This window comes from Azospirillum aestuarii, from assembly GCF_016632405.1.
GTDB lineage: Bacteria > Pseudomonadota > Alphaproteobacteria > Azospirillales > Azospirillaceae > Azospirillum > Azospirillum aestuarii.
Genome location: NZ_JAEPIV010000028.1, coordinates 1 through 23,723 on the forward strand (window position 1 = coordinate 1; position 23,723 = coordinate 23,723).

General features: G+C 69.5%; 23 protein-coding genes. 12 read left to right on the forward strand and 11 right to left on the reverse strand.

Features of this window, described 5'->3' with window-relative positions:
• Positions 1-180: 180 nt before the first annotated feature.
• Positions 181-438 (reverse strand): hypothetical protein, encoded by a 258-nt coding sequence (locus tag JJL56_RS27560; RefSeq protein WP_145628223.1) that lies wholly within the window; start codon positions 436-438, stop codon positions 181-183.
• 346 nt (positions 439-784) lie between these two features.
• The gene (locus JJL56_RS27565; RefSeq protein ID WP_200487029.1) at positions 785-1,612 is read right to left on the reverse strand and encodes an SDR family oxidoreductase; all 828 of its coding nucleotides are present in this window, start codon (positions 1,610-1,612) and stop codon (positions 785-787) included.
• A gap of 196 nt (positions 1,613-1,808) precedes the next feature.
• Here JJL56_RS27565 and JJL56_RS27570 point away from each other — a divergent pair, with 196 nt between their 5' ends.
• Positions 1,809-2,801: a BMP family lipoprotein gene (locus tag JJL56_RS27570; RefSeq protein WP_200487030.1), complete on the forward strand. Its 993-nt coding sequence runs from the start codon at positions 1,809-1,811 to the stop codon at positions 2,799-2,801.
• Between the two features lie 8 nt (positions 2,802-2,809).
• Here JJL56_RS27570 and JJL56_RS27575 read toward each other — a convergent pair whose 3' ends face one another.
• Both JJL56_RS27575 and JJL56_RS27580 read right to left on the reverse strand, forming a co-directional pair.
• A complete protein-coding gene (locus JJL56_RS27575; protein ID WP_145628216.1) occupies positions 2,810-3,994 on the reverse strand; it encodes a pentapeptide repeat-containing protein in 1,185 nt (394 codons plus the stop codon).
• Positions 3,995-4,123: 129 nt separating this feature from the next.
• Entirely contained in the window at positions 4,124-4,876 is a 753-nt protein-coding gene (locus JJL56_RS27580; protein WP_200487031.1) for an isochorismatase family protein, read from the reverse strand.
• A 279-nt stretch (positions 4,877-5,155) separates the two neighbouring features.
• Here JJL56_RS27580 and JJL56_RS27585 point away from each other — a divergent pair, with 279 nt between their 5' ends.
• On the forward strand, positions 5,156-5,716 hold the full coding sequence (locus JJL56_RS27585; protein WP_200487032.1) for a hypothetical protein: 561 nt from the start codon (positions 5,156-5,158) through the stop codon (positions 5,714-5,716).
• Positions 5,713-6,321 (forward strand): hypothetical protein, encoded by a 609-nt coding sequence (locus JJL56_RS27590; protein WP_145628208.1) that lies wholly within the window; start codon positions 5,713-5,715, stop codon positions 6,319-6,321. Before JJL56_RS27585 ends, JJL56_RS27590 begins: the two co-directional genes overlap by 4 nt.
• 58 nt (positions 6,322-6,379) lie before the next feature.
• Here JJL56_RS27590 and galU read toward each other — a convergent pair whose 3' ends face one another.
• The 3 genes from galU to JJL56_RS27605 all read right to left on the reverse strand — a co-directional run bounded on the left by galU (position 6,380) and on the right by JJL56_RS27605 (position 8,903).
• A complete protein-coding gene (galU, locus tag JJL56_RS27595; protein WP_145628206.1) occupies positions 6,380-7,249 on the reverse strand; it encodes a UTP--glucose-1-phosphate uridylyltransferase GalU in 870 nt (289 codons plus the stop codon).
• A gap of 133 nt (positions 7,250-7,382) precedes the next feature.
• Positions 7,383-8,123 (reverse strand): DnaJ domain-containing protein, encoded by a 741-nt coding sequence (locus JJL56_RS27600; protein WP_200487033.1) that lies wholly within the window; start codon positions 8,121-8,123, stop codon positions 7,383-7,385.
• A gap of 33 nt (positions 8,124-8,156) precedes the next feature.
• On the reverse strand, positions 8,157-8,903 hold the full coding sequence (locus JJL56_RS27605; protein ID WP_145628195.1) for a VWA domain-containing protein: 747 nt from the start codon (positions 8,901-8,903) through the stop codon (positions 8,157-8,159).
• 194 nt (positions 8,904-9,097) lie between these two features.
• On the opposite strand from JJL56_RS27605, the gene JJL56_RS27610 reads away from it, so the two are divergent.
• Positions 9,098-9,808: an RluA family pseudouridine synthase gene (locus JJL56_RS27610; protein WP_145628193.1), complete on the forward strand. Its 711-nt coding sequence runs from the start codon at positions 9,098-9,100 to the stop codon at positions 9,806-9,808.
• 3 nt (positions 9,809-9,811) lie between these two features.
• Here the strand turns inward: JJL56_RS27610 and JJL56_RS27615 are convergent, their stop codons facing one another.
• Positions 9,812-10,819, reverse strand: a complete 1,008-nt coding sequence (locus JJL56_RS27615) for a BMP family ABC transporter substrate-binding protein (protein WP_247889608.1) — start codon at positions 10,817-10,819, stop codon at positions 9,812-9,814.
• Positions 10,820-11,053: 234 nt separating this feature from the next.
• Positions 11,054-11,485: a GIY-YIG nuclease family protein gene (locus JJL56_RS27620; protein ID WP_211111994.1), complete on the reverse strand. Its 432-nt coding sequence runs from the start codon at positions 11,483-11,485 to the stop codon at positions 11,054-11,056.
• 93 nt (positions 11,486-11,578) lie between these two features.
• On the opposite strand from JJL56_RS27620, the gene bioF reads away from it, so the two are divergent.
• The 8 genes from bioF to JJL56_RS27660 all read left to right on the forward strand — a co-directional run bounded on the left by bioF (position 11,579) and on the right by JJL56_RS27660 (position 22,155).
• On the forward strand, positions 11,579-12,760 hold the full coding sequence (gene bioF, locus JJL56_RS27625) for an 8-amino-7-oxononanoate synthase (RefSeq protein ID WP_200487035.1): 1,182 nt from the start codon (positions 11,579-11,581) through the stop codon (positions 12,758-12,760).
• Positions 12,757-13,545 (forward strand): alpha/beta fold hydrolase, encoded by a 789-nt coding sequence (locus JJL56_RS27630; RefSeq protein WP_200487036.1) that lies wholly within the window; start codon positions 12,757-12,759, stop codon positions 13,543-13,545. The genes bioF and JJL56_RS27630 overlap by 4 nt, the downstream gene beginning before the upstream one ends.
• A complete protein-coding gene (gene bioD / locus JJL56_RS27635) occupies positions 13,542-14,951 on the forward strand; it encodes a dethiobiotin synthase (protein ID WP_200487037.1) in 1,410 nt (469 codons plus the stop codon). The genes JJL56_RS27630 and bioD overlap by 4 nt, the downstream gene beginning before the upstream one ends.
• The gene (bioA, locus tag JJL56_RS27640; RefSeq protein WP_200487038.1) at positions 14,948-16,252 is read left to right on the forward strand and encodes an adenosylmethionine--8-amino-7-oxononanoate transaminase; all 1,305 of its coding nucleotides are present in this window, start codon (positions 14,948-14,950) and stop codon (positions 16,250-16,252) included. Before bioD ends, bioA begins: the two co-directional genes overlap by 4 nt.
• A 23-nt stretch (positions 16,253-16,275) precedes the next feature.
• Positions 16,276-17,274: a biotin synthase BioB gene (gene bioB / locus JJL56_RS27645; protein WP_145628179.1), complete on the forward strand. Its 999-nt coding sequence runs from the start codon at positions 16,276-16,278 to the stop codon at positions 17,272-17,274.
• 55 nt (positions 17,275-17,329) lie between these two features.
• Positions 17,330-18,037 carry a DUF2270 domain-containing protein gene (locus tag JJL56_RS27650; protein WP_145628177.1) on the forward strand — a complete coding sequence of 236 codons (708 nt, stop codon included), beginning with the start codon at positions 17,330-17,332 and terminating at the stop codon, positions 18,035-18,037.
• A gap of 279 nt (positions 18,038-18,316) precedes the next feature.
• Positions 18,317-21,010 carry a pyruvate, phosphate dikinase gene (gene ppdK / locus JJL56_RS27655; protein ID WP_145628280.1) on the forward strand — a complete coding sequence of 898 codons (2,694 nt, stop codon included), beginning with the start codon at positions 18,317-18,319 and terminating at the stop codon, positions 21,008-21,010.
• 62 nt (positions 21,011-21,072) lie between these two features.
• Entirely contained in the window at positions 21,073-22,155 is a 1,083-nt protein-coding gene (locus JJL56_RS27660; protein ID WP_200487039.1) for a serine hydrolase, read from the forward strand.
• 6 nt (positions 22,156-22,161) lie between these two features.
• Here the strand turns inward: JJL56_RS27660 and JJL56_RS27665 are convergent, their stop codons facing one another.
• Both JJL56_RS27665 and JJL56_RS33785 read right to left on the reverse strand, forming a co-directional pair.
• Entirely contained in the window at positions 22,162-22,824 is a 663-nt protein-coding gene (locus JJL56_RS27665) for a chemotaxis protein (RefSeq protein WP_145628173.1), read from the reverse strand.
• A 110-nt stretch (positions 22,825-22,934) separates the two neighbouring features.
• Complete coding sequence (locus tag JJL56_RS33785; RefSeq protein WP_345772653.1) at positions 22,935-23,396, reverse strand: cold-shock protein; 462 nt, start codon at positions 23,394-23,396, stop codon at positions 22,935-22,937.
• Positions 23,397-23,723: the final 327 nt, after the last annotated feature.

A 23,723-nucleotide genomic window follows, 5' to 3' on the forward strand; every position in this document is an offset into this window, starting at 1 on the left:
TGGTCACCCACCTCGATACGCCGCCCTCCTCAGACCGTCATCACCCAGATTCCAGCATAGCTCACCCTCTCCCCAGCGGGGAGAGGAGATCTCAACTGCGATAGCCCTGGACGCAGAAGGGCCGGAGCGTTGCCGCTCCGGCCCCTTTTGAACTGTCCGTAGACTGTTGCGCTTCGCCGGTCAGTGGACCTCCACGCTGACGATGGCCGGCAGGGTGCGCAGGAAGTTGACACCCGTGTCGGTCGCCTCGACGACGAGGTGACCGCAGCGGTCGTGCCCGCGCAGGCGGGCCTCCGCGCCCATGCCGGCGGTGCGCAGCACCTCCGACAGGTCGGACACTGCGGTGCGGACCCAGGCCCGATGCTCGGCCAAGCTCTTGTACGCTGTTGCTTCCGACTGATTCAGGGTGACGGTAAAGGTGTGCAGCTCGATGGTCATAAGAGCTCCGGAATGAACCGATTGTTCTGGGACAAGCTCAGTGTTTGACGCTGTTCGAGCATCCGCTCCGCCCCAACCGGACGGTGTATGAAAACAAGCTGGAAAGGGACGTGCGGACACTTGCCGGTTGGCGGATAAGCCGGGGATCAGCCGATCGGCGAAAAGGGTCCCTTTCGATTTGGGGAGCAAACAAACCGTAGTGTAACTGAATCTGGCGGCCGATGCTTGTGATATCGTGGGAACGCTGCCCTGCACCAAGCGCGTTCACGGGCGCAAGAGAAGGGCGCAAAAGGGGTAGCCTTCGCATCGCCACCCCGCAGCGTTTCACAGCTCCCTCGGACCGCCCTCAATCCAGGAAGATGTCCGGCGCCAGCGGGGCGCCCGGCTTGACCGCGTAGGGCTCCAGATCGGTGACGCCCTCCTCCGCCAGCACCTCGTCGTCGATGAAGAAATGGCCGGTGCAGGTCCTGGCGTCGCGGGTCAGGATGGCGTGCGCGGCGTCGGCCAGGATCTCCGGCTTGCGGCAGTTGTCGAACTCGGCGGCGCCCTTCAGCATGGCGATGGCCGCCGTGCCGATGATCGTGCGCGGCCACAGGGAATTCACCCCGACCTTGCCGCGGAATTCCGCGCTCATGCCCAGCGTGCACAGGCTCATCGCGTATTTGGCGATGGTGTAGGCGGTGTGATGCTGGAACCAGCGCGGATTGAGGTTCAGCGGCGGCGACAGGGTCAGGATGTGCGGGTTCGAAGCCTTCAGCAGATGCGGCAGGCAGGCCTGGGAGCAAGCGAAGGTGCCCCGCCCGTTGACCCCCATCATCAGGTCCCAGCGCTTCAGCGGGGTGTCCAGCGTGCCGGTCAGGCTGATCGCGCTGGCGTTGTTGACCAGGATGTCGATGCCGCCGAACGCCTCCACCGTGCGGGCCACCGCCTCGGCCACCTGGGCGTCGTCGCGGATGTCGCAGAGGATCGGCAGCGCCTTGCCACCGGTGGCCTCGACCTCCTCCGCGGCGGAGAAGATGGTGCCGGGCAGCTTTGGGTGCGGCTCCGACGTCTTGGCGGCGATGACGACGTTGGCGCCGTCGCGGGCGGCGCGCAGCGCGATCGCCTTGCCGATGCCGCGGCTGGCGCCGGTGATGAACAGGGTCTTGCCCTTCAGCGTGCGCGCGTCCGTCATATCGCTTCCCTCCCCATGGTTTTTCCGCCGGAGCTGGCCGCCGCAACTGGCCGCCGCAGCCGGTCCGTTGTCGACGATGCTACCACACATCCCCGGTACGCCGTCCAGACGCATGCGTCATTTAATTGACCTATGCGTCAATGAGCCTTTCCCGTCTAGACTGCGCTTGCCCTTCCTTTTCGGAAAAGCCCGCCCGATGACGACCCACCCGTCCCGCCGCTCCGTCCTGGCGCTGGGCGCCGCCGGCCTCGCCACGCTCGCCTGTCCGGTGCGGGCGCAGGACTTCGCGCCGGGGCTGCTCTACGCGGTGGGGCAGAAATTCGACAAGAGCTTCAACGAGGGCGCCTTCACCGGGGCGGAGCGGTTCAAGGACGCCACCGGGATCGCCTACCGCGATTATCTGCCCGCCAGCACGGCGCAATTCGACCAGGCGGTGGCCGCCCTGCTGCGCCGCGGCGTGACCGACCTCGCGATGATCGGCTTCTACTACGCCGCCCCGCTGGCCAGCCTCGCGCCGAGGCACCCCGCCGTCCGCTTTACCCTGGTCGATGGGGTGGTGGAGGCGCCGAACGTCCAGTCCGTGACCTTCAAGGAGCAGGAGGGGTCCTTCCTCGTCGGCATGCTGGCGGCCATGGCCTCGCGGACGGGCACCGTCGGCTTCATCGGGGCGCTGGACATCCCGCTGATCCGCAAATTCATTGCCGGCTTCCAGCAGGGCGCTCGCCACGCCCGCCCGGACATTGGCCTGCTGGTCAATTTCGTCGGCACCACCCCCGCCGCCTTCAACGACCCCACCACCGGAACGGAGGTGGCCAAAGCCCAGTTCCAGCGCGGCGCCGATGTGGTGTTCGCCGGGGCCGGCGTATCCAACTTCGGCATTTTCGCGGCGGCCAAGGATGGCGGGCGCCTCGCCATCGGGGTGGACAGCAACCAGAACCACCTCTACCCCGGCACCATCCTGACCTCGATGCTGAAACGGGTGGATCTGGCGGTGGAGCGCGCCTTCGGGGAGGGACGCGGCGGCGCCTGGACACCCGGTTCGCGCGCCCTGGGGCTGGCCGAGCGCGGCGTCGATTACGCGCTGGACGACAACAACCGCGCGCTGGTCAGCACCGTCATGCGCGACCGGCTGGAGGAGGCGCGCGAGGCCATCATCCAGGGCCGCATCCGGGTGCTCGACGCCTCGTAAGCACTCTCTCAAGCGTATTGCGGCTCGACCCCGACGGCGAAGCTCAGATCGGCGCCGCGCAGGGTCTCCGTGGTGGCGCGGATGCGCGTCAGGTCGGTGCCGTGCAGGATCGCGCGGGCGAGGCTGGTGTCGCGCAGATCGGCGCCGGTCAGGCTGGCCTCGGCGAGGTTGGTCGGCCACAGGCGGCTGCCGTCCCCGGCCAGATCCACTGGGCGCAGCCGCGCCCGCCACAGCTTGGCCCCCGCCAGATTGGCGCCGCGCAGGTTGCAGCCGGACAGGTCGGCGCTGGTGAAGTCCGCCTCGCGCAGGTCGCAGTAGGACAGATCCGCCATGACCAGCTTCGCCCCGGAAAAGTCCGCCCCGCGCAGCCCGCAGAAGCGCATCACGCTGCCGGCCAGCAGTTGGTTGGCAAAGTTGTAGCCGCGCAGGTCGACGCGCTGCATCTCCAGCCGCAGGCCGGCGGCGGCGTTGCGCTCGACCCAGAGCTGGTGCGCGGAAATGCTGTCGGCCATCCGCCCGGCGAGGCTGACCAGCCCGGTGCCGTCGACGTCGATGCCGCGCCGCTCCAGCGTCTGGCGCAATTCGTCGTCCAGCCGGGCGCCGCACAGCAGGGCGCCCTGCATCTCCACCCGCTCCATCACCGCGCCGATCAGATTGGCGCCGATCAGGATCGTTCCGGTCATGTCGCTGCCGGAAAAGGTCGCGCCGCAAAGATCGCAGCCGGAAAAGTCGCACTGTGCCAGACGCGCGTCGGACAGGATGGCGCGGGCCATCTTGGACCCGATGAAGGTGGTGCTGCCGTCGGCGTTGCCCGCCGGCTTGCGTTCGTCCGCCCCCAGCATCATGCCCTTGCGCAGGTCGGCGCCGCGCAGATTGGCCTCCTCCATCATGGCGCCCTCCACCCGCGCGCCGCGCAGGTCGGCGCCTTCCAGCGACGCGCCGGTGAGGTCGGCCTTGGACAGATCGGCGCCGAACAGGTCGGTGCGCGACAGAACGGCCCCCGACAGCCGGGCGCTGTGCAGGTTCGCCCCGCTGAGCTTCGCGCCGCTGAGGTTGATGCGGCGAAGCCCCAGGCCCGACAGGTTGTGGAAGCTGAGGTCGGCGCAACGGCCCTTCATGCTGGGGTCACGCGTCAGCCATTGCTGATGCTTGACCAGCGCGTTGCGGATCGCCCTCAGATATCGCTCTTCCACGTGCGACGTCTCCGCGCCGTCCAGCCGTTTCCGCCGGCATCGCACGCCGGTTGAACGATCGGGACCCTTGCCACGCTGGGATGTTACCAGAGCCGCCTGGAAAAAGCGAAAGCCCTGATTTGCCTCGCCTCAGCGCAGCGTGTCGGCCAGCAGCGCACCGCGCGACGCCATCATGTAGAGGCCCATGTGGTGCGCCAGCTCCTGCGGGTGGGCCGCCGTCTCCGGAAGGCCGAGGTCCCGCGCCGTTTCCGCCGGCAGGTCGTAGGTGGCGCAGCCCGGCTCGTAGACCACCACGTCCTTCAGCGTCGGCATCATGCCGTGGTTGCGCGCGGACAGCAGGGTCAGGACGAAATCCATCACGCACACGTCGGTGCAGATGCCGACGGTGACGACCGACACCAGCCGGTTGCCGTTCACCCAGTCCACCAGCCGGTTGCGCCCGGCCTTGCCATCCGCGCCCAGTTCCGTCGCGCCGATGAAGAAATTGATGCAGTCCTTGGCGATCAGGGTCGCCGACGGCTCCGACTCGAGCCAGGCCAGTTCGGACACCAGCTCGTCATGGCCGGTGCCGGCCAGGCAGTGCGGGGGATAGGGCGGCTCCGGCCTGTCCGGGGCGTGGCGGTCCAGCGAGACGCAGATCGGCCAGCCGGCCCCGGCGAAGCGGCGGGCCAGACGGTCCGTCTCGGCGATCATACGGTCGACCTGGGCGTTCGGTGCCGCAGGGGCGAGCGGGCCGCAACCGACGGCGGCAAACCCCTTCACCTCGTCGATGATCACCAGGCCGGTGCCTCCGGCGGGCATCGCGTAGTCGCCGAGCGCCACCGGAAAAGTGCGGCGGATGGTGTCCAGCGCCTCGTCGCTGCGAGTCATCAGGTCCAGCATGGGGCCTCCCCTTGAGATGTGGAAATGTCAGTCCTGTGACCGGAGGTGCACAACATTTCAGGACTGTGTCCAAGCACTGCGACATTGTGGCCGAACGCTTGCGCATGGGTCAGAAAAGATCAATGGAATTCAGGCTGATCGACCGGTTGTTGCAACCGCGGGACATATTCCTGTCTGCATCCGTCGGGCCGTGCGACGGAATACCGCAATGCCAAGCCGTGAAACCCGGTCCTCAATGAAGACAACGCGAAGCTTCCGCCGCAACCATAAGGTACACCAATGGTTTTATCGGCCGAGTTCCTGGGCATGCTTCTGCTGGTCACCAGCGCCGCGGCGCTCGGCCTGTCCATCGTCATCGACGTCGGGCAGATCACGTCGGAGAAGGCGCGCCAGACCATCATGATGCGCCAGCACGACCGGAAGAAGACGGCGCTGGGCGAATGGACCCGCAAGCTGGAACAGCGGCAGGAGGAGATGACCGCCTTCCAGGCCCGCTACACCGAATGCACCGGACGCCGGCAGAAGGCACTGTCCGAAATCAGGGCGCTGGAACTCACCAAGGTGGAGTTCGTCCATGAGCTGGGCGACGGCGAGGAGGCCGGCTGTTTCTGGGTCCGGCTGGCCGTGCAGGACGAATTCCCGTCCATCGAACGACGCGACGTGATCTTCGCCCGCCAGATCTGGAGCTACTCGAACGTCGGCCATGTCTGGACCTACTCCGTCGATCAGGCGGCGGCGATGGCGCGCGTCGCCTTCACGGTGAAGAACGGCGTCCTGCCGACCATGGTCGTCCCGCTCGCCCAGGCGCCCGCCCCCGATGCGGAAGGAGCGTCGGCATGACCGGGATGATGCTCTATCTCAGCCTTGGGCTGATGGTGCTGACGGTGCTGTCCAACCGCTACTGGCGGCGGCAATTGGAAGCTCTGCGGCAGGCCCAGCTGCGCATCCGCGAGAAGATGGAGGAGGTTGGGAAGGACGTGGAGGACATCGCCACCGCCTATTCCCAGGTCACCCAGAAGCACGCCGAGGCCGAGAAACGCGCCCTGAAGGCGGAGCAGGACATGCAGGCCGCCCTGAACGAGCTTGATGCCAGACAGGCGGCACCGATCGTGCGCTACCACGTGTTCGACCGCTCCGAGCCCCGTCCGGGCCGGTTCTGGGAGGCCGCGGTGCGTCATGTGCCGAGCGACGCCACGGTGATGACGGGCCAGCGCGGCTGGGTGGGCATCCGCCGCTGTCTCCTGACCGCCGAAACGGAACGGGAGGTGCGCGAGCGTGTCAGCGCCCGCTACCCGCGCAAGGCCGGATTCCAGGTGTTGGAGGTGGTGCCCTGCCGGGTCGCCGGCCTGTCGGTGAACCGCATCCCCGAACTCAGCACCTTCCGCCGCTCCGCCCCGCCGGAGGAAGCCGCACGCCCTCCCCGCCGGGCCGCCGGCGGCCGCTGACGAGCGCCCGCTCCGCGGGAAAAGGGCAGCGCCCCTTCCCGCGGTCGGGCCGCCCGCTTCAGCAATACTTGCGCAGCATCTCGCGGACCTTGTCCGCCATGTCCGGACGCTTCAGCGCGTGGGCCAGCGTGGCCTCGATGAAGCCGACCTTGTCGCCGCAGTCGTAGCGGGTGCCTTCGAAGCGCAGGCCGTGGAAGGGCTGGGTGCCGATCAGCTTGGCCATCGCGTCGGTGAGCTGGATCTCGTTGCCGGCACCACGCTGCTGCTTCTCCAGATGGTCGAACACCTCCGGCTGCAGGATGTAGCGGCCGATGATCGACAGGGTGGAGGGCGCCTCTTCCGGCTTCGGCTTTTCGACGAGGCCGCGGACGGTGGCCAGACGGCCGTCGTCCTTCTCGACGTCGAGGATGCCGTAGCTGCTGGTCCGCTCACGCGGGACGTCCACGACGGCGACGACGTTGCCGCCCACCTCGTTGTAAGCGTCCACCATCTGCTTCAGGCAGGGGGTGTCGCCCTGGACGAAATCGTCGGGCAGGACGATGGCGAAGGGGTCGTTGCCGATCACCGCCCGCGCACACCACACCGCATGGCCGAGGCCCAGCGGAACCTGCTGGCGCGTGTAGAAGCAGCGGCCCGGCGCGATCTCGCTGTCGCGCACCACCTCGAGGGCGTCCAGCTTGCCGCGCTCCTCAAGGGTGCGGTTCAGTTCCGTGTCGGCGTCGAAATGGTCTTCGATGGCGCGCTTGCTGCGGCCCGTGACGAACACGAAATCCTCGATGCCGGCGGCCCGCGCCTCTTCCACGGCATGCTGAAGCAGAGGCCGGTCGACCAAAGGCAGCATTTCCTTCGGAATCGCCTTGGTGGCCGGCAGAAAGCGCGTACCGAGACCGGCGACGGGGAACACCACCTTGCGCACAGGCTTTCGCATTGGGGTTCTCTTGTGGTTGCTTGCGGAAATACTTCGAATATGGAGACGATTCGCAGGTTTGCAAAACGCTCGTCCAGCTTTCTGCCACAGGCGATTCGGTGACGCAACTCCCCTTCCGTAACCCGGCAAAAGGTTAGTTGCGCAGCAGCAAATCCTTCGCTTGGTTGATCTTGGCCGCCAAATAGGTGGACCCCCCATGATCTGGGTGCACTTTCATCATCAGCCGTCGGTGGGCGTCCTTTACCTGTTCGGGTGTGGCGCCGGGCGACAACCCCAAAATATCATAGGCTTCGTCGTGGGTCATAGAACCGCTTCCGCGACCGCCGCCACTGTCCTTCGGACCGGAATTGTTCGTACCATCAGCGGATTGTTCTTCGGCGGTCTGCCAGTCGGGATGGGCACGCTCCAGCCACGCTTCGAGAACGGAGGCCGATTGCGGATCGTCGCGCCGGCAATCCTCCAGCAGCGCCAGCAGTTGCCCCAGGGTCAGCGACTCCAGCGTCCGCCCGCGCCACGGCCCGTGCAGCACCTCCCCCGCCATCGCGCCGGTGTCGTGCTGCAGCGTCATCCGCAGATAGAGGGTCTCGATCTGCGAGGTCTGCCCGCCACCCGCAGAAGACCCGTAGGACGACGGGCGGAAAGCGTCGCGCAGCGTCCGCCAGCGCGTCAGAAGCGGAAAGGCCAGCGCCCCCAGCATCATGGCGGTGCCCAGCCGTCCGGTGAGGGTCAGGACCACGACCGTCACGGCCGCCAGCGCGATGCCGCCATAGCGCACCGCCATGGCGAGCGTGTGCGGGTCCGCGGACACGAAGACGCGGGCCAGCATGGCGAGACCGGCCACCAGCGCGATGCCCAGGAGAAAAAACCCAAACATCCCGCTCCGCCCCTTCCCTAGCCGAATCCTACCCTATGATGCATGGCTTTGGTCCCCGCGTCCCCCCTGACCGTTCCCAAGCTGGCTGGTGAGCAGCCGAACCGCGTCGCCCCGCCCGCGGCTGTAATGCTCCAGCGCCGCCCGGCCGCCCGCCGCGTAGACGGCGACCGCGCTCAGCAGGTCCCGCAATTGCTGGGCGGACGAGCCGTCGAACGGGCAATAGGCGCCGCCGCTCAACCGCGCGATGGTCTGGAAGGCCCGTTTGGCGATCAGATCCCCGCGCTCGTGGAAAATGAAGACCGGGACGCCCAGCAGCCCTAACTGGCCCGCCTGATGGGCGAGTTGATCGACGTCCTCCTCCATGCAATCGCCGACGAAGACCAGCGCGTTGACCTTGCGGTCCCGCGTCTGCTTGATGCAGTGCCCCAGCACGCGGGCGATCTGGGTCTGGCCGGCCATGCAGGACACCGCGGTCATCCGCCGCAGCAGGTCCTGCGCGTTGCAGACCCATGGGCTGGCCTGGCATTCGCGGAACCCCCGGTAATAGACGAGCTGGATGTCCAGGCCACCGAGCGCGGAGGTCGCCTGGAACATCTCCCCCTGGATCTGGCAGGCGCGGTCCCAGGTCGGCTCGCGGCTGGCCGTGGCGTCCATGGCGAACATCAGACGCCCGCGCGGTCCCCCCGTTGCCCGTGGAAGGGCCGCCACACGGCTCAGGAAGTCATCCACCTCGGTCTGGGTGGACCGCTGCTGCGCCGGCAGATTGTCGCGTTCACCCATCGCCCGTATCCCTTCGCCACGGTGATTGGTCATTCCGTAAAGATGGGCGCCACCCAAGCACGAGACGGCGGCGTGGGTCCAGACGTGTCCACGGCGCCGCTTGTTGGGCAACAGGCCGTGCGCCGTTGTGGTTCCGTGGCGCGAAACCGCCGGCGGGCTTGCCCCTCCCCCCGCGCCGTGCTTGGGTGGCGCCCATGAGCGACGCCGGTACCACCTTCACCCCCGCCACGCTGCGCGCCCGAGTCCTGCACGAGGACGCGGACGTCTTCATCATCGACAAGCCCGCCGGGCTGGCCGTGCACAAGGCCGGGCGGATCACCGACCATCTCGACCTCTACCTGCCCTTCCTGGCGGAGGAGGACGGCACGCCGCCGCGGCTGGCCCACCGGCTGGACCGCGACACGGCGGGCTGCCTCGTGCTCGGACGGTCGCTCTGGGCGTTGAAGCGGCTGGGCGACATGTTCGCCGCCGGCCATGTCGAGAAGACTTACTGGGCGGTCAGCGAGGGCATCCCGGAGGAAGCGGAGGGGGTCATCGACTACCCTTTGCTGAAGCTGCTGATCCCCGGCGCCTGGAACATCGTGACGCACCCCACCGGCCAGCCCGCCGTCACCCAGTACCGTGTGCTGGGAACCGGCAACGGAAAAGCATGGCTGGAGCTGAGGCCGCGAACCGGGCGCACCCACCAGCTCCGCGTCCACAGCGCGGCCATCGGCTGCCCGCTGGTGGGCGAGCCCTATTACGGCCCGGTGCGCGTGCCGCCGGGAAACCTGCATCTGCTGGCGCGGTCGGTCACCTTCACCATGGCCTTCGACCGTGAACCGGTCACCGCCGTCGCACCACCCCCGCCGCACATGCGGGACGCGCTGGCCGCCTGCGGCTGGACGGAGCGAAGCGCGACCTAGAGGTCAGCGCCCGACCTCGGTGACGCCGTCGGCCAGCCAGACCATGCGGCCAAGCTCCGAGTCGCCGCCGCGCAGGGCCTTGCCTTTGGCGACCACCGTCCGTCCGGTGTTGTCCTGGATCGGCCCGCGGAAGACGGCGGCGTTGCCGTTGGCGAGTTGCATCCGCGCCGCGTCGGCGTGGGCCCGCGCCTCCACCCCCACCGCCGGTCCGTAGGGTGTGTTGCGGACGAAGCCCTGGTCGAACCCACCCTGGCGCAGATGTTTCCACGGCTTTCCCGCGGCGATCAGCGCGACGGCCTCGGCGTAGGCCTTCTCCCAGGCCCATTCGGCCCCGGTCAGGAGGCCCTGCGGCGCGAAGGCCGACAGGTCGGTGTGCAGGCCGCAGCACAGGATGCCGTGCGCCTCCGCCACCTCGCAGACCGGGCGCGCCCCGTCGAGCTGGGCGGCCAGCACGTCGGCCCCACCCTCGGCCAGCGCGCGGGCGGCCTCCGCGACCTGCCGCGGTGTCGCCGCCTCGCCGACGAAGGCGACGCGCAGCGCGGCGGCGGAATCGGCGCGCCGGGCGCCCAGCGCGAAGGCGTTCACGCAGCGCAGAACCTCCGGCGCCGGGTGGGAGGCGACGAGGCCGATCGTTTTGGCCCGGCTGGCGTAGCCGGCGACGAGGCCCGAGATGTGCTGCGCCTCGTCCAGATAGCCTTCGAAGAATCCGGTGTTGACCGGCAACCGGTCTCGGTCCAGCGGCGCGCCGGAAAACAGGAACACCGTGTCGCGGTGGGCGTCGGCTTGGGCCAGAAGCCCCGGCAGGGCGTCGCCCGCGGCGGTGACGATGACGATCCGGCAGCCCTGGGGGCCGACCAGTTCCTCCGCCGTGGCGGCCAGCGTGCCGGCGGCGTGCTCCCGCTCTTCCAGCCGCAGGCCGGGCAGCCCGACCAGGGCGCGGGCGGCCTCCGCATGGGCCTGGTTGAAGCCGAAATCCGCGCGGTCGCCGCAATAGAGAACGCCGACGCCCAAGTCGGGCGATCCAAGGGCGGGCGATGCCGAGGGTGCCGATTGCCCGAACGCCCGGGGCGCCGCCAGAAGCATGGCCCCGGCCCCGAAGGCACCCCCGAAAGCCCGGAGGACATCCCTGCGGTTATGGGTCAATGTCTTCATGCCCGCCTCCCGATGACGGGGGACTATAACCTCCGGATGGCGGTCGAACCAAGCAATTCGCCTCAATTCCCGCGCCGGAGCCCGTCCGGACCCTCAGAAAGGCGTATTGGACAGCGGAATCGGCGCCCCGTCCGGCCAATGCAGCAGATGGCTGGCGCAGCGGCGGCAATCGCTGCTGCCGAAGCCGGGAACCGGCACGGGCAGGCCGGACAGCGCCGCGACCAGGGCGCATTCGTCGCCCCCGGAAACGATCCAGGCGCCCAGCATCCGGCCCGCCGCGGTCAGCCGGTCGACGTGCCAGCGTTCCGGCTTGTCCCGGCGGAAATGGCGCCCGACCCGCGCCCGCAGGCCCCCCGGCCCCCGCGCGCTGCCGCAATAGAGGTAGCGGCCCGGCGGCAGCACGCTTTCCGGCTTGCCGGGCAGGCGAAGGGTAAGGTTCCGGTCCAGCGCGATCAGCAGCACATAAGCGCCGGGCTCGGGCGGCAGGGTGTCGGAGCGGTCGTGGAATTGTGGATCGGGCGGCATGGCCACGCCAGTCTACCGCCGCCGAAGCGTCGGGGCACCTGTGCTAATCGGACCTTTCGCCCCAGCGGCGCGCTCTGCTATCACGCCCGCATCATGTCCCTGCTCGACCCGCTGTTCCGCCAGCATCTCGACCGCCTCGACCAGCGCCATTCGCGCCGCACCTTGCTGCCCGTGCGCCCGGAAGGGGCGGGGCGCATCCGGCGCGGCGGGCGGACGCTGCTGAATTTCTCCAGCAACGACTATCTCGGCCTCGCCTCCCACCCCCTGCTGGTGGAGCGCGCCGGCGACTGGGCGCGGCGCTGGGGCGCCGGGTCCACGGCGTCGCGCCTCGTCTGCGGCACGCTGGAGCTTCACGCGGAGGTCGAGGCGAAGCTCGCCCGGCTGAAGGGCACGGAGGCGGCGCTTCTGTTCAATTCCGGCTGGCAGGCCAACGCCGCCGTCCTGCCCGCCCTGTTCGACCGCGAGCTTCTGGGCGCGGAGTCCCTGGTCTTCACCGACCGGCTGAACCACGCCAGCCTGCACCATGGCTGCGCCGCCGCCGGGGTGCGGCAGATCCGCTTCCGCCACAACGACCTCGACCATCTGGACAGCCTGCTGGCCCAGCACGCGGGCGAGCCGGGGGTGCGCTTCATCGTGACGGAAAGCGTCTTCAGCATGGACGGCGACCGCGCCGACGTGCCGACGCTGGCCGCGCTGGCGGAGCGGCACGGCGCCTTCCTGTTCCTCGACGAGGCGCACGCGACCGGCGTGCTCGGCCCGCGCGGGATGGGGCTGGCGGCGCTGGGCGAGGGGCGCGTGGACCTCGCCATGGGCACCTTCAGCAAGGCGCTGGGCGGCTTCGGCGCCTATGTGGCGGGGTCGCAGGCGCTCTGCGACTATCTGGTGAACCGCTGCGGCGGGCTGATCTACGCCACCGCCCTGCCGCCCGCCGTGCTGGGGGCGATGGACGCCGCGCTCGACCTCGTGCCGACGCTCGACGCCGAGCGCGCCCGGCTCCAGGCCGTGGCCGAGCGGCTGCGCGCCGCCTTCCACGGGCTGGGCATCGCCACCGCGGGGTCGAGCACGCAGATCGTCCCGGCCATCGCCGGAGCGGAGGAGGATGCGCTGGCGCTCAGCCGGCGGCTGGAGGAGCGCGGCATCCTGGGCATCGCCATCCGCCCGCCGACCGTGCCGCCGGGCACCAGCCGCCTGCGCTTCGCCCTGTCCGCCGCCCACACGGATGCCGATCTGGAGGCGCTGATGGACGCGGTGGCCGACGCCTGGACGCCGGCATGACCGCGCCGCTGTTCGTCTTCGTCCATGGCTGGGGATTCGGCCCCGGCGTCTGGGACGGTGTGCGGGAGGCCCTTCCGGAGGGGAAGAGCGTGGCGGTCGATCTGGGCTTCTACGGCCCACCGTCGATTCCCGAGCTTCCCGCCAAGCGCCCCGTCGTCGCGGTCGGCCACTCCTTCGGGGGGCTGTGGCTGCTGCACGAGCGGCCCTTCCCCTGGGACGGGCTGGTGCTGGTCAACGGCTTCTCCCGCTTCACCGAGGGCGACGGCTTCGCCCCCGCCACGCCGCGCCGGCTGCTGGACCGCATGATCGCGCGCTTCGACGCCGCGCCGGAGGCGGTGACCGCGGATTTCCTGCGCCGTTGCGGCGTCGAGGCTCCGCCGACTGCCGGGCTGGATGCGGCCCGGCTGGGTGTGGCGCTGTGGGCGCTGCGCGACTGGGACGCCCGCGCTGCGCTCACCGGGCCGGCACTGGCCCTGGCGGGAGCGCAGGACCCCATCGTCCCGCCGGCCATGACCGAACAGGCGTTTCGCGGCAATCCTAATCCTCTCCCCCCTGGGGAGAGGGTGGCGCCGAAGGCGCCGGGTGAGGGGGTTCTCGGGGAACCGGACGATCAGGCATTGCGCAACCCCCTCACCCTAACCCTCTCCCCAGAGGGGGGAGGGAATCGCGGATACCATGGGGTTTCGGTCGAGTGGCACCAGGACGGCGGGCATCTGCTGCCGCTGACCGCGCCGGGCTGGTGCGCGGAGCGGATCGCCGCCTTCGCCACCGGGCTGTCAGAATGACCGCCGATCCGCGCAAGGCCGCCATCGCCGCCGCCTTCGGCAAGGCCGCCTCCCGCTACGAGGAGCACGCCGCCGTGCAGCGCATCGCGGCGGAGCGTCTGGCGGAGCGCGTGGCCCGCCTGCCCCTGCCGCACCGCCCGCGCGTGCTGGAGATCGGCTGCGGCACCGGCTTCCTCAGCCGTGCCCTGCGCGAGCGGATCGGCCCGGCGGAGTGGCTGTTCACCGACCTGTCGCCGGACATGCTGGCGCGCTGCCGCGCCGCGTTGGGCGATCCGACCGATTCCGAGTTCCGGATCGTGGACGGGGAACAGCCGGACCTCGACGGCCCCTTCGACCTGATCGTCTCCAGCCTCGCCCTGCAGTGGTTCCGCGCCCCCCCCACCGCCCTGGCGCGCTGGGCCGGGCTGCTGGCGCCGGGCGGGCGCATTGCGGTCGCCACGCTCGCCGCCGACAGCTTCCGGGAATGGAGGGAGGCCCACCACGCGCTGGGGCTGGAAGCCGGGATGCCCGCCTACCCCACCCGCCACGCCCTCGACCGGCTGTGGCCCGCCGGCGGGACAGGATCGATGGAGGAGGAACGGCTGCTCCGCCGTCACGCCGACGGGCTGGAGTTCCTGGCCGAACTGAAGGGCATCGGCGCCCATCTGGCGGCGGAGGGCCGCCGCCCCCTGCCGCCGGGCGCCCTGCGCCGCGTGCTGCGCCGGCTGGAACGGCCGGGAGGACTGACCATGACCCATCACATCGCCTACGGCCTGTTCCGCAAGGACGGCGCCCGTCCGAACGGGGTGTTCGTCACCGGCACCGACACCGGCGTCGGCAAGACGCTGGTCTCCGCCGTGCTCGCGCGGGCCTGGGACGCCGCCTATTGGAAGCCGCTGCAAACCGGCCTGAAAGACGAGGCCGGCGACACGCCCGCCGTCGCCACCCTCGCCGCCCTGCCGCCGGAGCGCGTGCATCCGCCGGCCTACGCCCTGGCCGAGCCGTTGTCCCCCCACGCCGCGGCGGAACTGGAAGGCGTCGCCATCGACGCCGACACCCTGGCCCTGCCCGGCACCGACCGCCCGCTGGTGGTGGAGGGGGCCGGCGGGCTGATGGTGCCGGTGACAGAGGACGTCTTCATCATCGACCTGATCGCCCGCTTCGGCCTGCCGGTGGTGCTGGTGGCGCGCAGCACGCTCGGCACCATCAACCACACGCTGCTCAGCCTGGAGGCGCTGCGGGCGCGCGGGCTGGCGGTGGCCGGGGTGGTGCTGAACGGCCCGCCCAACCCCGGCAACCGCGCCGCCATCGAGCGGTTCGGCAAGGTCCGCGTGCTGGCCGAGATCCCCACGCTCGACCGCATCGATCCCGAAGCCGTCGCCGAGGCGGCGGCGCTCATCCCCTCCTTCGAAACCGTGTTCCCATGACCGACACCATTGCTCTTGACCGGCGCCACGTCTGGCACCCCTTCACCCAGGCGCAGACCGCGCCGGAGCCGCTGGCCGTCACCCACGGCAAGGGAGTCAGCCTGTTCACCGAGGACGGGCGGGAGATCCTCGACCTCATCTCCTCGTGGTGGGTGAACCTGCACGGCCACGCTCACCCGGCCATCGCCGGAGCCATCGCGGAGCAGGCCCACAGGCTGGAGCAGGTGATCTTCGCCGACTTCACCCACGCCCCCGCCGCCCGCCTCGCCACGCGGCTGGCCGAGGTGCTGCCGGGCGACCTCGACCGCGTCTTCTACTCCGACAACGGCTCGACCGCGGTGGAGGTGGCGCTGAAACTCGCCTGGCAGTACTGGCGCAACAAGGGCGAGGGCCAACGCCGCCGCTTCCTGGCCTTCGAGGGCAGCTACCACGGCGACACCTTCGGGGCCATGGCGGCGGGGGTCGGTTCCGGCTTCTACGAGCCGTTCCACGATCTGCTCTTCGCCGTGGACCGCATGCCCTACCCCACCACCTGGGACGACGACCCGGAGGTCGAGGCGAAGGAGGCCGCGGCGCTGGAGTGGCTCGACCGCTGGCTGGCCGCCAACGGAGCGGAGATGGTCGCCGTCATCATCGAACCGCTGGTCCAGGGCGCGTCGGGCATGCGCTTCTGCCGTCCGGAGTTCCTGAGGGCCATGGCGGCGCGGGTGCGGGCGGCGGGCGGTCTGGTGATCTTCGACGAGGTGATGACCGGCTTCGGCCGCACCGGCGCCCTGTTCGCCAGCGCGAAGGCCGGGGTCGCGCCGGACCTGATCTGCCTGTCCAAGGGGCTGACCGGCGGTTTCCTGCCGCTGTCGGTCACCGCCTGCGGCGCTTCGATCTACGAGGCGTTCCTCGGCGCCGGCTTCGACCGGGCCTTCGCCCACGGCCACAGCTTCACCGCCAACCCGCTGGGCTGCGCCGCCGCCCTGGCCTCGCTGGAGCTGACGACCTCGGCGGAGACCGCCGCGAACCTCGCGCGCATCGAGGCACGGCACCGCGCCGCCATCGCCGACCTGTCCAACCACCCCAAACTGTCGCGCGGGCGCGTCATGGGCACCATCGCCGCCATCGAGGTGACCGACGCGCAGGGCTACACCGCTGTGGTCGGGCAGACGCTGAAGCGCTTCTTCCTGGAGCGGGGATTGCTGCTGCGCCCGCTCGGCCCCGTGATATACCTGCTGCCGCCCTACTGCGTGACGGACGGGCAGCTGGACCACGCCTACGCCGCGATCCGCGACGCCGCCGATACCCTTCTCTGATTCGTTTTTCCCGAGGACCGACCATGCCCGACACCGCCATGCAGACCGCGGATTCCACGACCACCGCCGCCACCACCGCCCGGCGCTGGACCCGCGACGACATCCTGGCCCTGTTCGAGCTGCCCTTCATGGAGCTGCTGCACCGCGCCCACGAGACGCACCGCCAGCACCACGACCCGAACAAGGTCCAGCTCTCCACCCTGCTGAACATCAAGACCGGCGGCTGCCAGGAGGACTGCAAGTACTGCGCGCAGAGCGTGAAGTACGACACCGGCGTCGAGGCCGAAAAGCTGCTGGACCGCGCCCAGGTGCGCGCCGCCGCCGAGAAGGCCAAACAGGCGGGCGCCGGGCGCTTCTGCATGGGCGCGGCGTGGCGCGAGTTGAAGGACCGCGACGTCGAGAAGCTCGCCAACATCGTCCGCGACGTGAAGGATCTGGGGCTGGAGGCCTGCATGACGCTGGGCATGCTGACCCGCCCGCAGGCCGACGCGCTGAAGGACGCGGGGCTCGACTACTACAACCACAACCTCGACACGTCGGAGGAGTTCTACGAGCGGATCGTCTCCACCCACAGCTACCGCGACCGGCTGGACACGCTGGCCAATGTCCGCGACGCCGGGCTGAAGGTCTGCTCCGGCGGCATCGTCGGGCTGGGGGAAAGCCGAGTGGACCGCGCCGGCCTGCTGGAGACGCTGGCGAACCTGTCGCCGCAGCCGGAAAGCGTGCCGATCAACAAGCTGGTGTCGGTCGCGGGCACCCCGCTGGGCGGCGTCGACCCGCTGGACGCCTTCGAGTTCATCCGCACCATCGCGGTGGCCCGCATCCTGATGCCGCGCTCCTACGTCCGCCTGTCGGCGGGGCGCCGCTCGCTCAGCGACGAGGGACAGGCGCTCTGTTTCTACGCGGGCGCGAACTCCATCTTCTATGGGGACAAGCTGCTGACCACCGGCAATCCGGAGCATGAGGCCGACCGGCGGCTGTTCGACCGGCTGGGGCTGGAGGCCGACGGCGGCGCCCACTGACGCGCCGGCGTCCCCGGCCCCTGCGCAAAAAATGCCAAGGGGGAGGACGCCGAGCATGGACGACATCGCCGCCAAAGCACCCAAGACCCACTACACCTCGGCCGAGGTCACGGCCCTGTCGCATCTCTACAGGGCCGAGATCTACCGCAGCACCGTCTGGCGCACCCGGCTGGACGCCACGACCAACTGGGCGGTGGTCACCACCGGCATCGCCCTGTCGCTGACCTTCAGCAGCGCCACCGCCTCCCCCCTGCCGCTGGTGCTGGTGGGGCTTCTGGTCGCCGTGTTCCTCTACATCGAGGCGCGGCGCTACCGCTTCTTCGACTTCTGGCGAATCCGCGCCCATGTGCTGGAGCTGTACTTTCTCGGCCCGATCCTGCGCGGCCAGGGCGACCAGTTCGCCCGGGGCTGGAACGAGACGCTGTTCCAGGACTACCAGCACCCCAACCTGCACATCACCTACCTGGAGGCGGTGGGCCGCCGGCTGCGGCGGAACTACGGCTGGATTTTCCTGATCCAAGTGGTGGCCTATCTGGGCAAGCTGATGATCCATCCGGTCCCCCTGTCGAACCTGGACGAGTTGTTCGCGCGGGCGACCATCGGGCCGGTGCCGGGGGAGATCGTCCTGCTCTGCGGCCTGGCCTTTCACGGCACCTGGATGGCCATCGCCTTCCGGACCTTCCGCAGCCGCCGCGGCGCCGACCGCGAACGCCCACCGCCGCCGGCCACCGACGCCGTGCTGGATCTTGCCCGCGGTCCGTAAGGGCCACGGCGGATTTCCCTTTTCGCGCAAGGGATAAGGGGTAGTTTTCCGTCCGGCCTGCCCCTTTCGCGCGCCGTGGCATAAATGGGATCAGCACCGTCGCGCTCACGCTATGCAACGGATCGTCTTGTGTTCTCCTTCCGCGGGGGGCTAGAAGGGGCTCCATCGGATGCGGTTGCGCGGTCATACCAGAAGGACACCCGTTCGCGGAGCTGACCTTCACCGGTTCCCCGCACAGCCGACGGCCGGACGACCATAGAGGTGAACGAGGATTTCACGATGGCGAGCCAGGGCGAGAACAAGTGGGTTTACTGCTTCGGTGCCGATGCCACCGAAGGCCGGGCGGACATGAAGAATCTGCTCGGCGGCAAGGGAGCCAATCTGGCCGAGATGGCCAACCTGGGCCTCCCGGTTCCTCCGGGTTTCACCATCACGACCGAGGTCTGCACCTATTTCTATGCCAACGGCCGCAACTATCCGCCGGAGCTGAAGGCCCAGGTGGACGCCGCGGTCAAGCAGCTGGAGCAGGCCATGGGCGCCACCTTCGGCGATCCGGCCAACCCGCTGCTGGTCTCGGTGCGCTCCGGCGCCCGCGCCTCCATGCCGGGCATGATGGACACGGTGCTGAATCTCGGCCTGAACGACGCGACCGCCGCCGGCCTCGCCAAGCGCTCGGGCGACGCCCGATTCGCCTACGACAGCTACCGCCGCTTCATCCAGATGTACTCGAACGTGGTGCTGGACGTTGACCACCACCACTTTGAGGAGATCCTGGACAACCACAAGCGCGACAAGAACCACAACCTCGACACCGATCTGAGCGCCGCCGACTGGCAGGCCGTCATCGAGGATTACAAGAAGGCCGTCGAGCACGAGCTCGGCAAGCCCTTCCCGCAGGACGTGCAGGAGCAGCTGTGGGGCGCCGTCGGCGCCGTGTTCGGTTCCTGGATGAACGCCCGCGCCAACACCTACCGCAAGCTGCACGACATCCCCGCCGACTGGGGCACCGCCGTCAACGTGCAGTGCATGGTGTTCGGCAACATGGGCAACGACTGCGCCACCGGCGTGGCCTTCACCCGCAACCCGTCCACCGGCGAGAACGCCTTCTACGGCGAATACCTCGTCAACGCCCAGGGCGAGGACGTGGTGGCCGGCATCCGCACGCCGCAGCACCTGACCATCGCCGGCAAGGAGGCCAACAAGTCCGACCTGCCCGCCATGGAAGAGGTCATGCCGGAGGTCTTCAACCAGCTGAACGAGGTCCGCCTCACGCTGGAGAAGCACTACCGCGACATGCAGGACATCGAGTTCACGGTCCAGCAGAACAAGCTGTTCATGCTGCAGACCCGCAACGGCAAGCGCACCGCCCCGGCGGCGCTGAAGATCGCCGTCGATCTGGCCAGCGAAGGGCTGATCGACAAGGCCGAGGCCGTGCGCCGCATCGACCCGGCCTCGCTCGACCAGCTCCTCCACCCGACGCTGGACCCGAAGGCGGAGCGCAAGGTCATCGCCAAGGGCCTGCCGGCGTCGCCGGGCGCCGCCTCGGGCAAGGTCGTCTTCACCGCCGACGAGGCGGAGACCCTGGCCGGCCAGGGCGAGGCGGTCATCCTCTGCCGCGTGGAGACCTCGCCTGAGGACATCCACGGCATGCACGCCGCCCGCGGCATCCTGACCACCCGCGGCGGCATGACCAGCCACGCCGCCGTGGTGGCCCGCGGCATGGGCCGCGCCTGCGTGTCGGGCGCCGGTGACCTGCGCGTGGACTACAAGACCAGGACCATGTCGGTCCGCGGCGTCACCATCAAGGAAGGCGACATCGTCACCATCGACGGCTCGACCGGCGAGGTGATGCTGGGCCAGGTGCCGACGATCCAGCCGGAGCTGTCGGGCGACTTCGCCACGCTGATGGGCTGGGCCGATTCGCTGCGCCGCATGAAGATCCGCACCAACGCGGAAACCCCGCTGGACGCCCGCACCGCGCGGAAGTTCGGCGCGGAGGGCATCGGCCTGTCGCGCACCGAGCACATGTTCTTCGACCCGGACCGCATCCTGGCGGTGCGCGAGATGATCCTGGCGGAGAGCGAGGCCGGCCGCCGCGCCGCGCTGGCGAAGCTGGAGCCCTTCCAGAAGAAGGACTTCGTCGAGCTGTTCACGATCATGTCGGGCCTGCCGGTGACCATCCGCCTGCTCGACCCGCCGCTGCACGAGTTCCTGCCCAACACCGAGGCCGAGATGGCGGAGGTCGCCAAGGCCACCGGCACCGACCAGCTCAAGGTGAACCACCGCGTGGTGCAGCTCCACGAGGCCAACCCGATGCTCGGCCATCGCGGCTGCCGCCTCGGCATCACCTACCCCGAGATCTACGAGATGCAGGCCCGCGCCATCTTCAGCGCGGTCGCCGAAGTCTCCCAGACCACGGGCGAGACGGTGATGCCGGAGGTCATGATCCCGCTCATCGGCACCAAGAAGGAGCTGGACATCCTCAAGGCCGTCGTCGACCGCGTCGCCAAGGAGGTCATGGACTCGACCGGCGTCACGTTCGAGTACATGGTCGGCACCATGATCGAGCTGCCGCGCGCCGCGCTGAAGGCCGGTGAGATCGCCGAGACGGCGGAGTTCTTCTCCTACGGCACGAACGACCTGACCCAGACGACCTTCGGCCTGTCGCGCGACGACGCCGGCGCCTTCCTGCCGGAGTACCAGCGCCAGGGCATCCTGGAGCACGACCCGTTCCAGACGCTGGACCAGGACGGCGTGGGCGAGCTGATCGCCATCGCCACCGAGCGCGGCCGCAAGACCCGTCCGAACATCAAGCTCGGCATCTGCGGCGAGCATGGCGGCGACCCGGCCTCCATCTCCTTCTGCGAGAAGGTCGGGCTGGATTACGTGTCCTGTTCGCCCTACCGCGTGCCGATCGCCCGTCTGGCCGCCGCCCAGGCGGCGCTCGACGCCGACACGGTGAAGCGCGACTGACCGGTACCCGACGACGCGAAGGCCCCCACCCTGGGGGCCTTCGTTTTTTGAGGGATGGTTCCGTGGACACTGACGCCGCCCTTCCGACCCGGCACATCGACCTGTTGACCGACCGCCTCGTCGCCTGTCTCGACGAGGGCGACGGCCCCGCCGCGGCCCGCGCCGCGGCGGTGGCGGTCCGTTCGGGTCCGCGCTCCTGGACCGCCGGCCTCGCCCGCGGCGGCGCGGCGCCTCCGCCGGTCACCGCACGCTTCCTCGTCTACAGCATCACCAAGACGCTGACCGCCGCCGCCCTGCTGCGCCTGTGCGGACAGGGCCGGATCGACCTCGACGCTCCGCTGGACCGCTGGTTGCCGGACTTCGCGGCGGCCGACCGGATCACCCTGGCCCAGCTTCTGGCCCACCGCGCCGGGCTGCGCAATTACGGCGGCAGCCCCGCCTACCACGCCGCCGTGCGGGCGGGCGAGGAGCCATGGAGCGAGGACGGCTTCCTGGAGCGCTGCCGCGCCGCCGACCTGTTCGCCCCGCCGGGGCGGGAATTCTCCTATTCCAACATCGGCTATCTGCTGGCGAAACGGGTGCTGGAGCGGGCCTCAGGCCTGCCCTTCGCCCAGGCCCTCGACCGCGAGCTGTTCGCCCCGCTGGGCCTGACCGGTTGGTCGGTGCCGACGGAGCGCGACGACCTGTCCGGCCTGTGGACCGGCCCCAGCCCCTATCTCGGCGGCAAGGACGGTCCGCCCGCCGACGTGTCCGCCCTCTACCACCCTGGCTGGGTGGCCCACGGCGTGGTGGCCGCGACGGCGGCGGACATCGCCGGCCTTTTCCACGCGCTGTTCGCGGACGGTTTGCTGCCCGGCACCCTGGCGGCGCGCATGCAGGAGTCCTTTCCGGTGCCGGGGACGATGCGCGGGCGCCCGTGGGTGGAACCGGGCTACGGCCTCGGCCTGATGGTGGAGCGCGACGGGCAGGCTGGACCCTATTGGGGACACACCGGCGGCGGGCCGGGCGGGTCGGCCTGCGCCTATCACTTCCCCGCCCGCAAGTCGGGGGAGGAGCCGGTGACCGTCGCCCTCTTCACCGATGGCGAGGACAACGACCAGGCGGAGTGGATGACCGTGGAGGCCGCGGAAATCCTGCGCGAGTAATTTCCGTCAGCGCCGCTCGAACAGCTCCACCTCGCCCTCCAGGGGGGCAAGCCGCAGCGCCTGGAGATAGTCCATCTCCTGATGCACCGTCTCCCGCTCCGCTTCGGGGCGCAGCAGGCGGCGGAAGGCCCGCCCGGTGGCCGGGAAGAAATGGACGCGCCGCCCCTTGTCCCCGCCCAGATCCTGAACGGCCAGCCCCAGCCCCTCCCGCCGCACATAATCCACCGCGAAGGCGGCGTTGGCGGCGCCGACGTCCAGGCTGGTGTCGATGACGCGGGCCGCCCCGAACAGCTTGACCTCCATCCGCTCGCGCCGCGCGCCACGCGCCAGCAGGTCGTTGATCAGCCGCTCCATCGCCACGCTGCCGTAGCGGGTCGCCACCCCATACCCCTCGCCGCCGGACGGGGAGCCGGGCAGCAGAAAATGGTTCATGCCGCCGATCCGGGCCACCGGATCGTTGATGCAGGCGGCGACGCAGGAGCCGAGCGTGGTCACCAGCATGTCGTCGTCGCGACCGGAGATCCGGTGATGGCCCAGCACGACCGGCACCACATAGGCTCCGAACTCGTGGTCCAGATAGCTGCCGTCCGCGCGCGGCCCGTCGCCGTCCGCACCGCGGTGCTCGATTCCGGCGGAGGATTGGAAGTGAAGCGGTCCGGACAGAGGCATCACCGTCAGCCTGGAAAGGGCAGAAACGTCGATGATGGTAACCCGTGGCACTTAAGGAAAATTCAACAAGTCCGTGTGTCCCGCCATCACTCCAACGACCGGCAACCGCGTCACAGCGGCACGATCCAGGACGCCTCCCGCCCCTTCGGCGCGGCGCGCGCCCGCAGCAGCACCCGCTGGCCCGACTCCAGTCCGGTCAGGTTGCAGCGGCGCAGGACACTCTTGTGGACGAAGACATCCTTGCCCCCGTCGTCCGCCGTGACGAATCCGAATCCCTGCTCCGGCTTGAACCACTTCACGGTGCCCGCCAGCTCCTCCTCGGGACCGGACGCCGGATCGCGGCGCACGTTGCGGCTTTCGGCGGGCGTGCCGGGGCTCAGCACCTCCAGGACGTCGGCCACCTGCGGCCCTTTGCCACCCGGAACCACCCGGCACAGAAGCTCCGCCCCCGCGTCCACCTCGTGCAGCCCGGCCCGGTTCAGAACGGAGATGTGCAGGAAGGCGTCGGCCGTGCCGTCCTGCGGCGTCGCGAAGCCGAAGCCCTTGACCGGATCGAACCATTTCACCAGCACCCGGACCTGGACTCCCTCGCCCGAAAAAGGAGCTTCCAAGACGCCGCTGGATTGCGAATCGGCTGTAGACACGTCGGCTGTAGACACGAGTCCGAACCTTTCGGTCGAGGCGCCAGGCGCGGTGAATCGGGTTCGGCGCCACCCGGCATCGCCGGATCATCCGCCAAGCATGAATTTAGCCACACAGAAAATAGGGGTTCCAGCGTAATTTTTTCTTCACACCCACCCTTTGCGTCTGGCGGCGGCCCCGTCACAGGGACCATTTCTCCGGATGACGGGTTACAAAAAGGGCTACAATGCGCCAAAGGCCCCCTCCACAAGCCTGAA

Coding starts and splice junctions, on each gene's coding strand:
- JJL56_RS27610 (WP_145628193.1), top strand. CDS start 9,098: ATGAGCGACGCCGGTACCACCTTCACCCCCGCCACGCTGCGCGCCCGA.
- JJL56_RS27580 (WP_200487031.1), bottom strand. CDS start 4,876: ATGCTGGACCTGATGACTCGCAGCGACGAGGCGCTGGACACCATCCGC.
- JJL56_RS27650 (WP_145628177.1), top strand. CDS start 17,330: ATGGACGACATCGCCGCCAAAGCACCCAAGACCCACTACACCTCGGCC.
- galU (WP_145628206.1), bottom strand. CDS start 7,249: ATGCGAAAGCCTGTGCGCAAGGTGGTGTTCCCCGTCGCCGGTCTCGGT.
- ppdK (WP_145628280.1), top strand. CDS start 18,317: ATGGCGAGCCAGGGCGAGAACAAGTGGGTTTACTGCTTCGGTGCCGAT.
- bioA (WP_200487038.1), top strand. CDS start 14,948: ATGACCGACACCATTGCTCTTGACCGGCGCCACGTCTGGCACCCCTTC.
- JJL56_RS27565 (WP_200487029.1), bottom strand. CDS start 1,612: ATGACGGACGCGCGCACGCTGAAGGGCAAGACCCTGTTCATCACCGGC.
- JJL56_RS27585 (WP_200487032.1), top strand. CDS start 5,156: ATGGTTTTATCGGCCGAGTTCCTGGGCATGCTTCTGCTGGTCACCAGC.
- JJL56_RS27600 (WP_200487033.1), bottom strand. CDS start 8,123: ATGTTTGGGTTTTTTCTCCTGGGCATCGCGCTGGTGGCCGGTCTCGCC.
- JJL56_RS27665 (WP_145628173.1), bottom strand. CDS start 22,824: ATGCCTCTGTCCGGACCGCTTCACTTCCAATCCTCCGCCGGAATCGAG.
- JJL56_RS27620 (WP_211111994.1), bottom strand. CDS start 11,485: ATGCCGCCCGATCCACAATTCCACGACCGCTCCGACACCCTGCCGCCC.
- bioF (WP_200487035.1), top strand. CDS start 11,579: ATGTCCCTGCTCGACCCGCTGTTCCGCCAGCATCTCGACCGCCTCGAC.
- JJL56_RS27560 (WP_145628223.1), bottom strand. CDS start 438: ATGACCATCGAGCTGCACACCTTTACCGTCACCCTGAATCAGTCGGAA.
- JJL56_RS27605 (WP_145628195.1), bottom strand. CDS start 8,903: ATGGGTGAACGCGACAATCTGCCGGCGCAGCAGCGGTCCACCCAGACC.
- JJL56_RS27630 (WP_200487036.1), top strand. CDS start 12,757: ATGACCGCGCCGCTGTTCGTCTTCGTCCATGGCTGGGGATTCGGCCCC.
- bioB (WP_145628179.1), top strand. CDS start 16,276: ATGCCCGACACCGCCATGCAGACCGCGGATTCCACGACCACCGCCGCC.
- bioD (WP_200487037.1), top strand. CDS start 13,542: ATGACCGCCGATCCGCGCAAGGCCGCCATCGCCGCCGCCTTCGGCAAG.
- JJL56_RS27570 (WP_200487030.1), top strand. CDS start 1,809: ATGACGACCCACCCGTCCCGCCGCTCCGTCCTGGCGCTGGGCGCCGCC.
- JJL56_RS27590 (WP_145628208.1), top strand. CDS start 5,713: ATGACCGGGATGATGCTCTATCTCAGCCTTGGGCTGATGGTGCTGACG.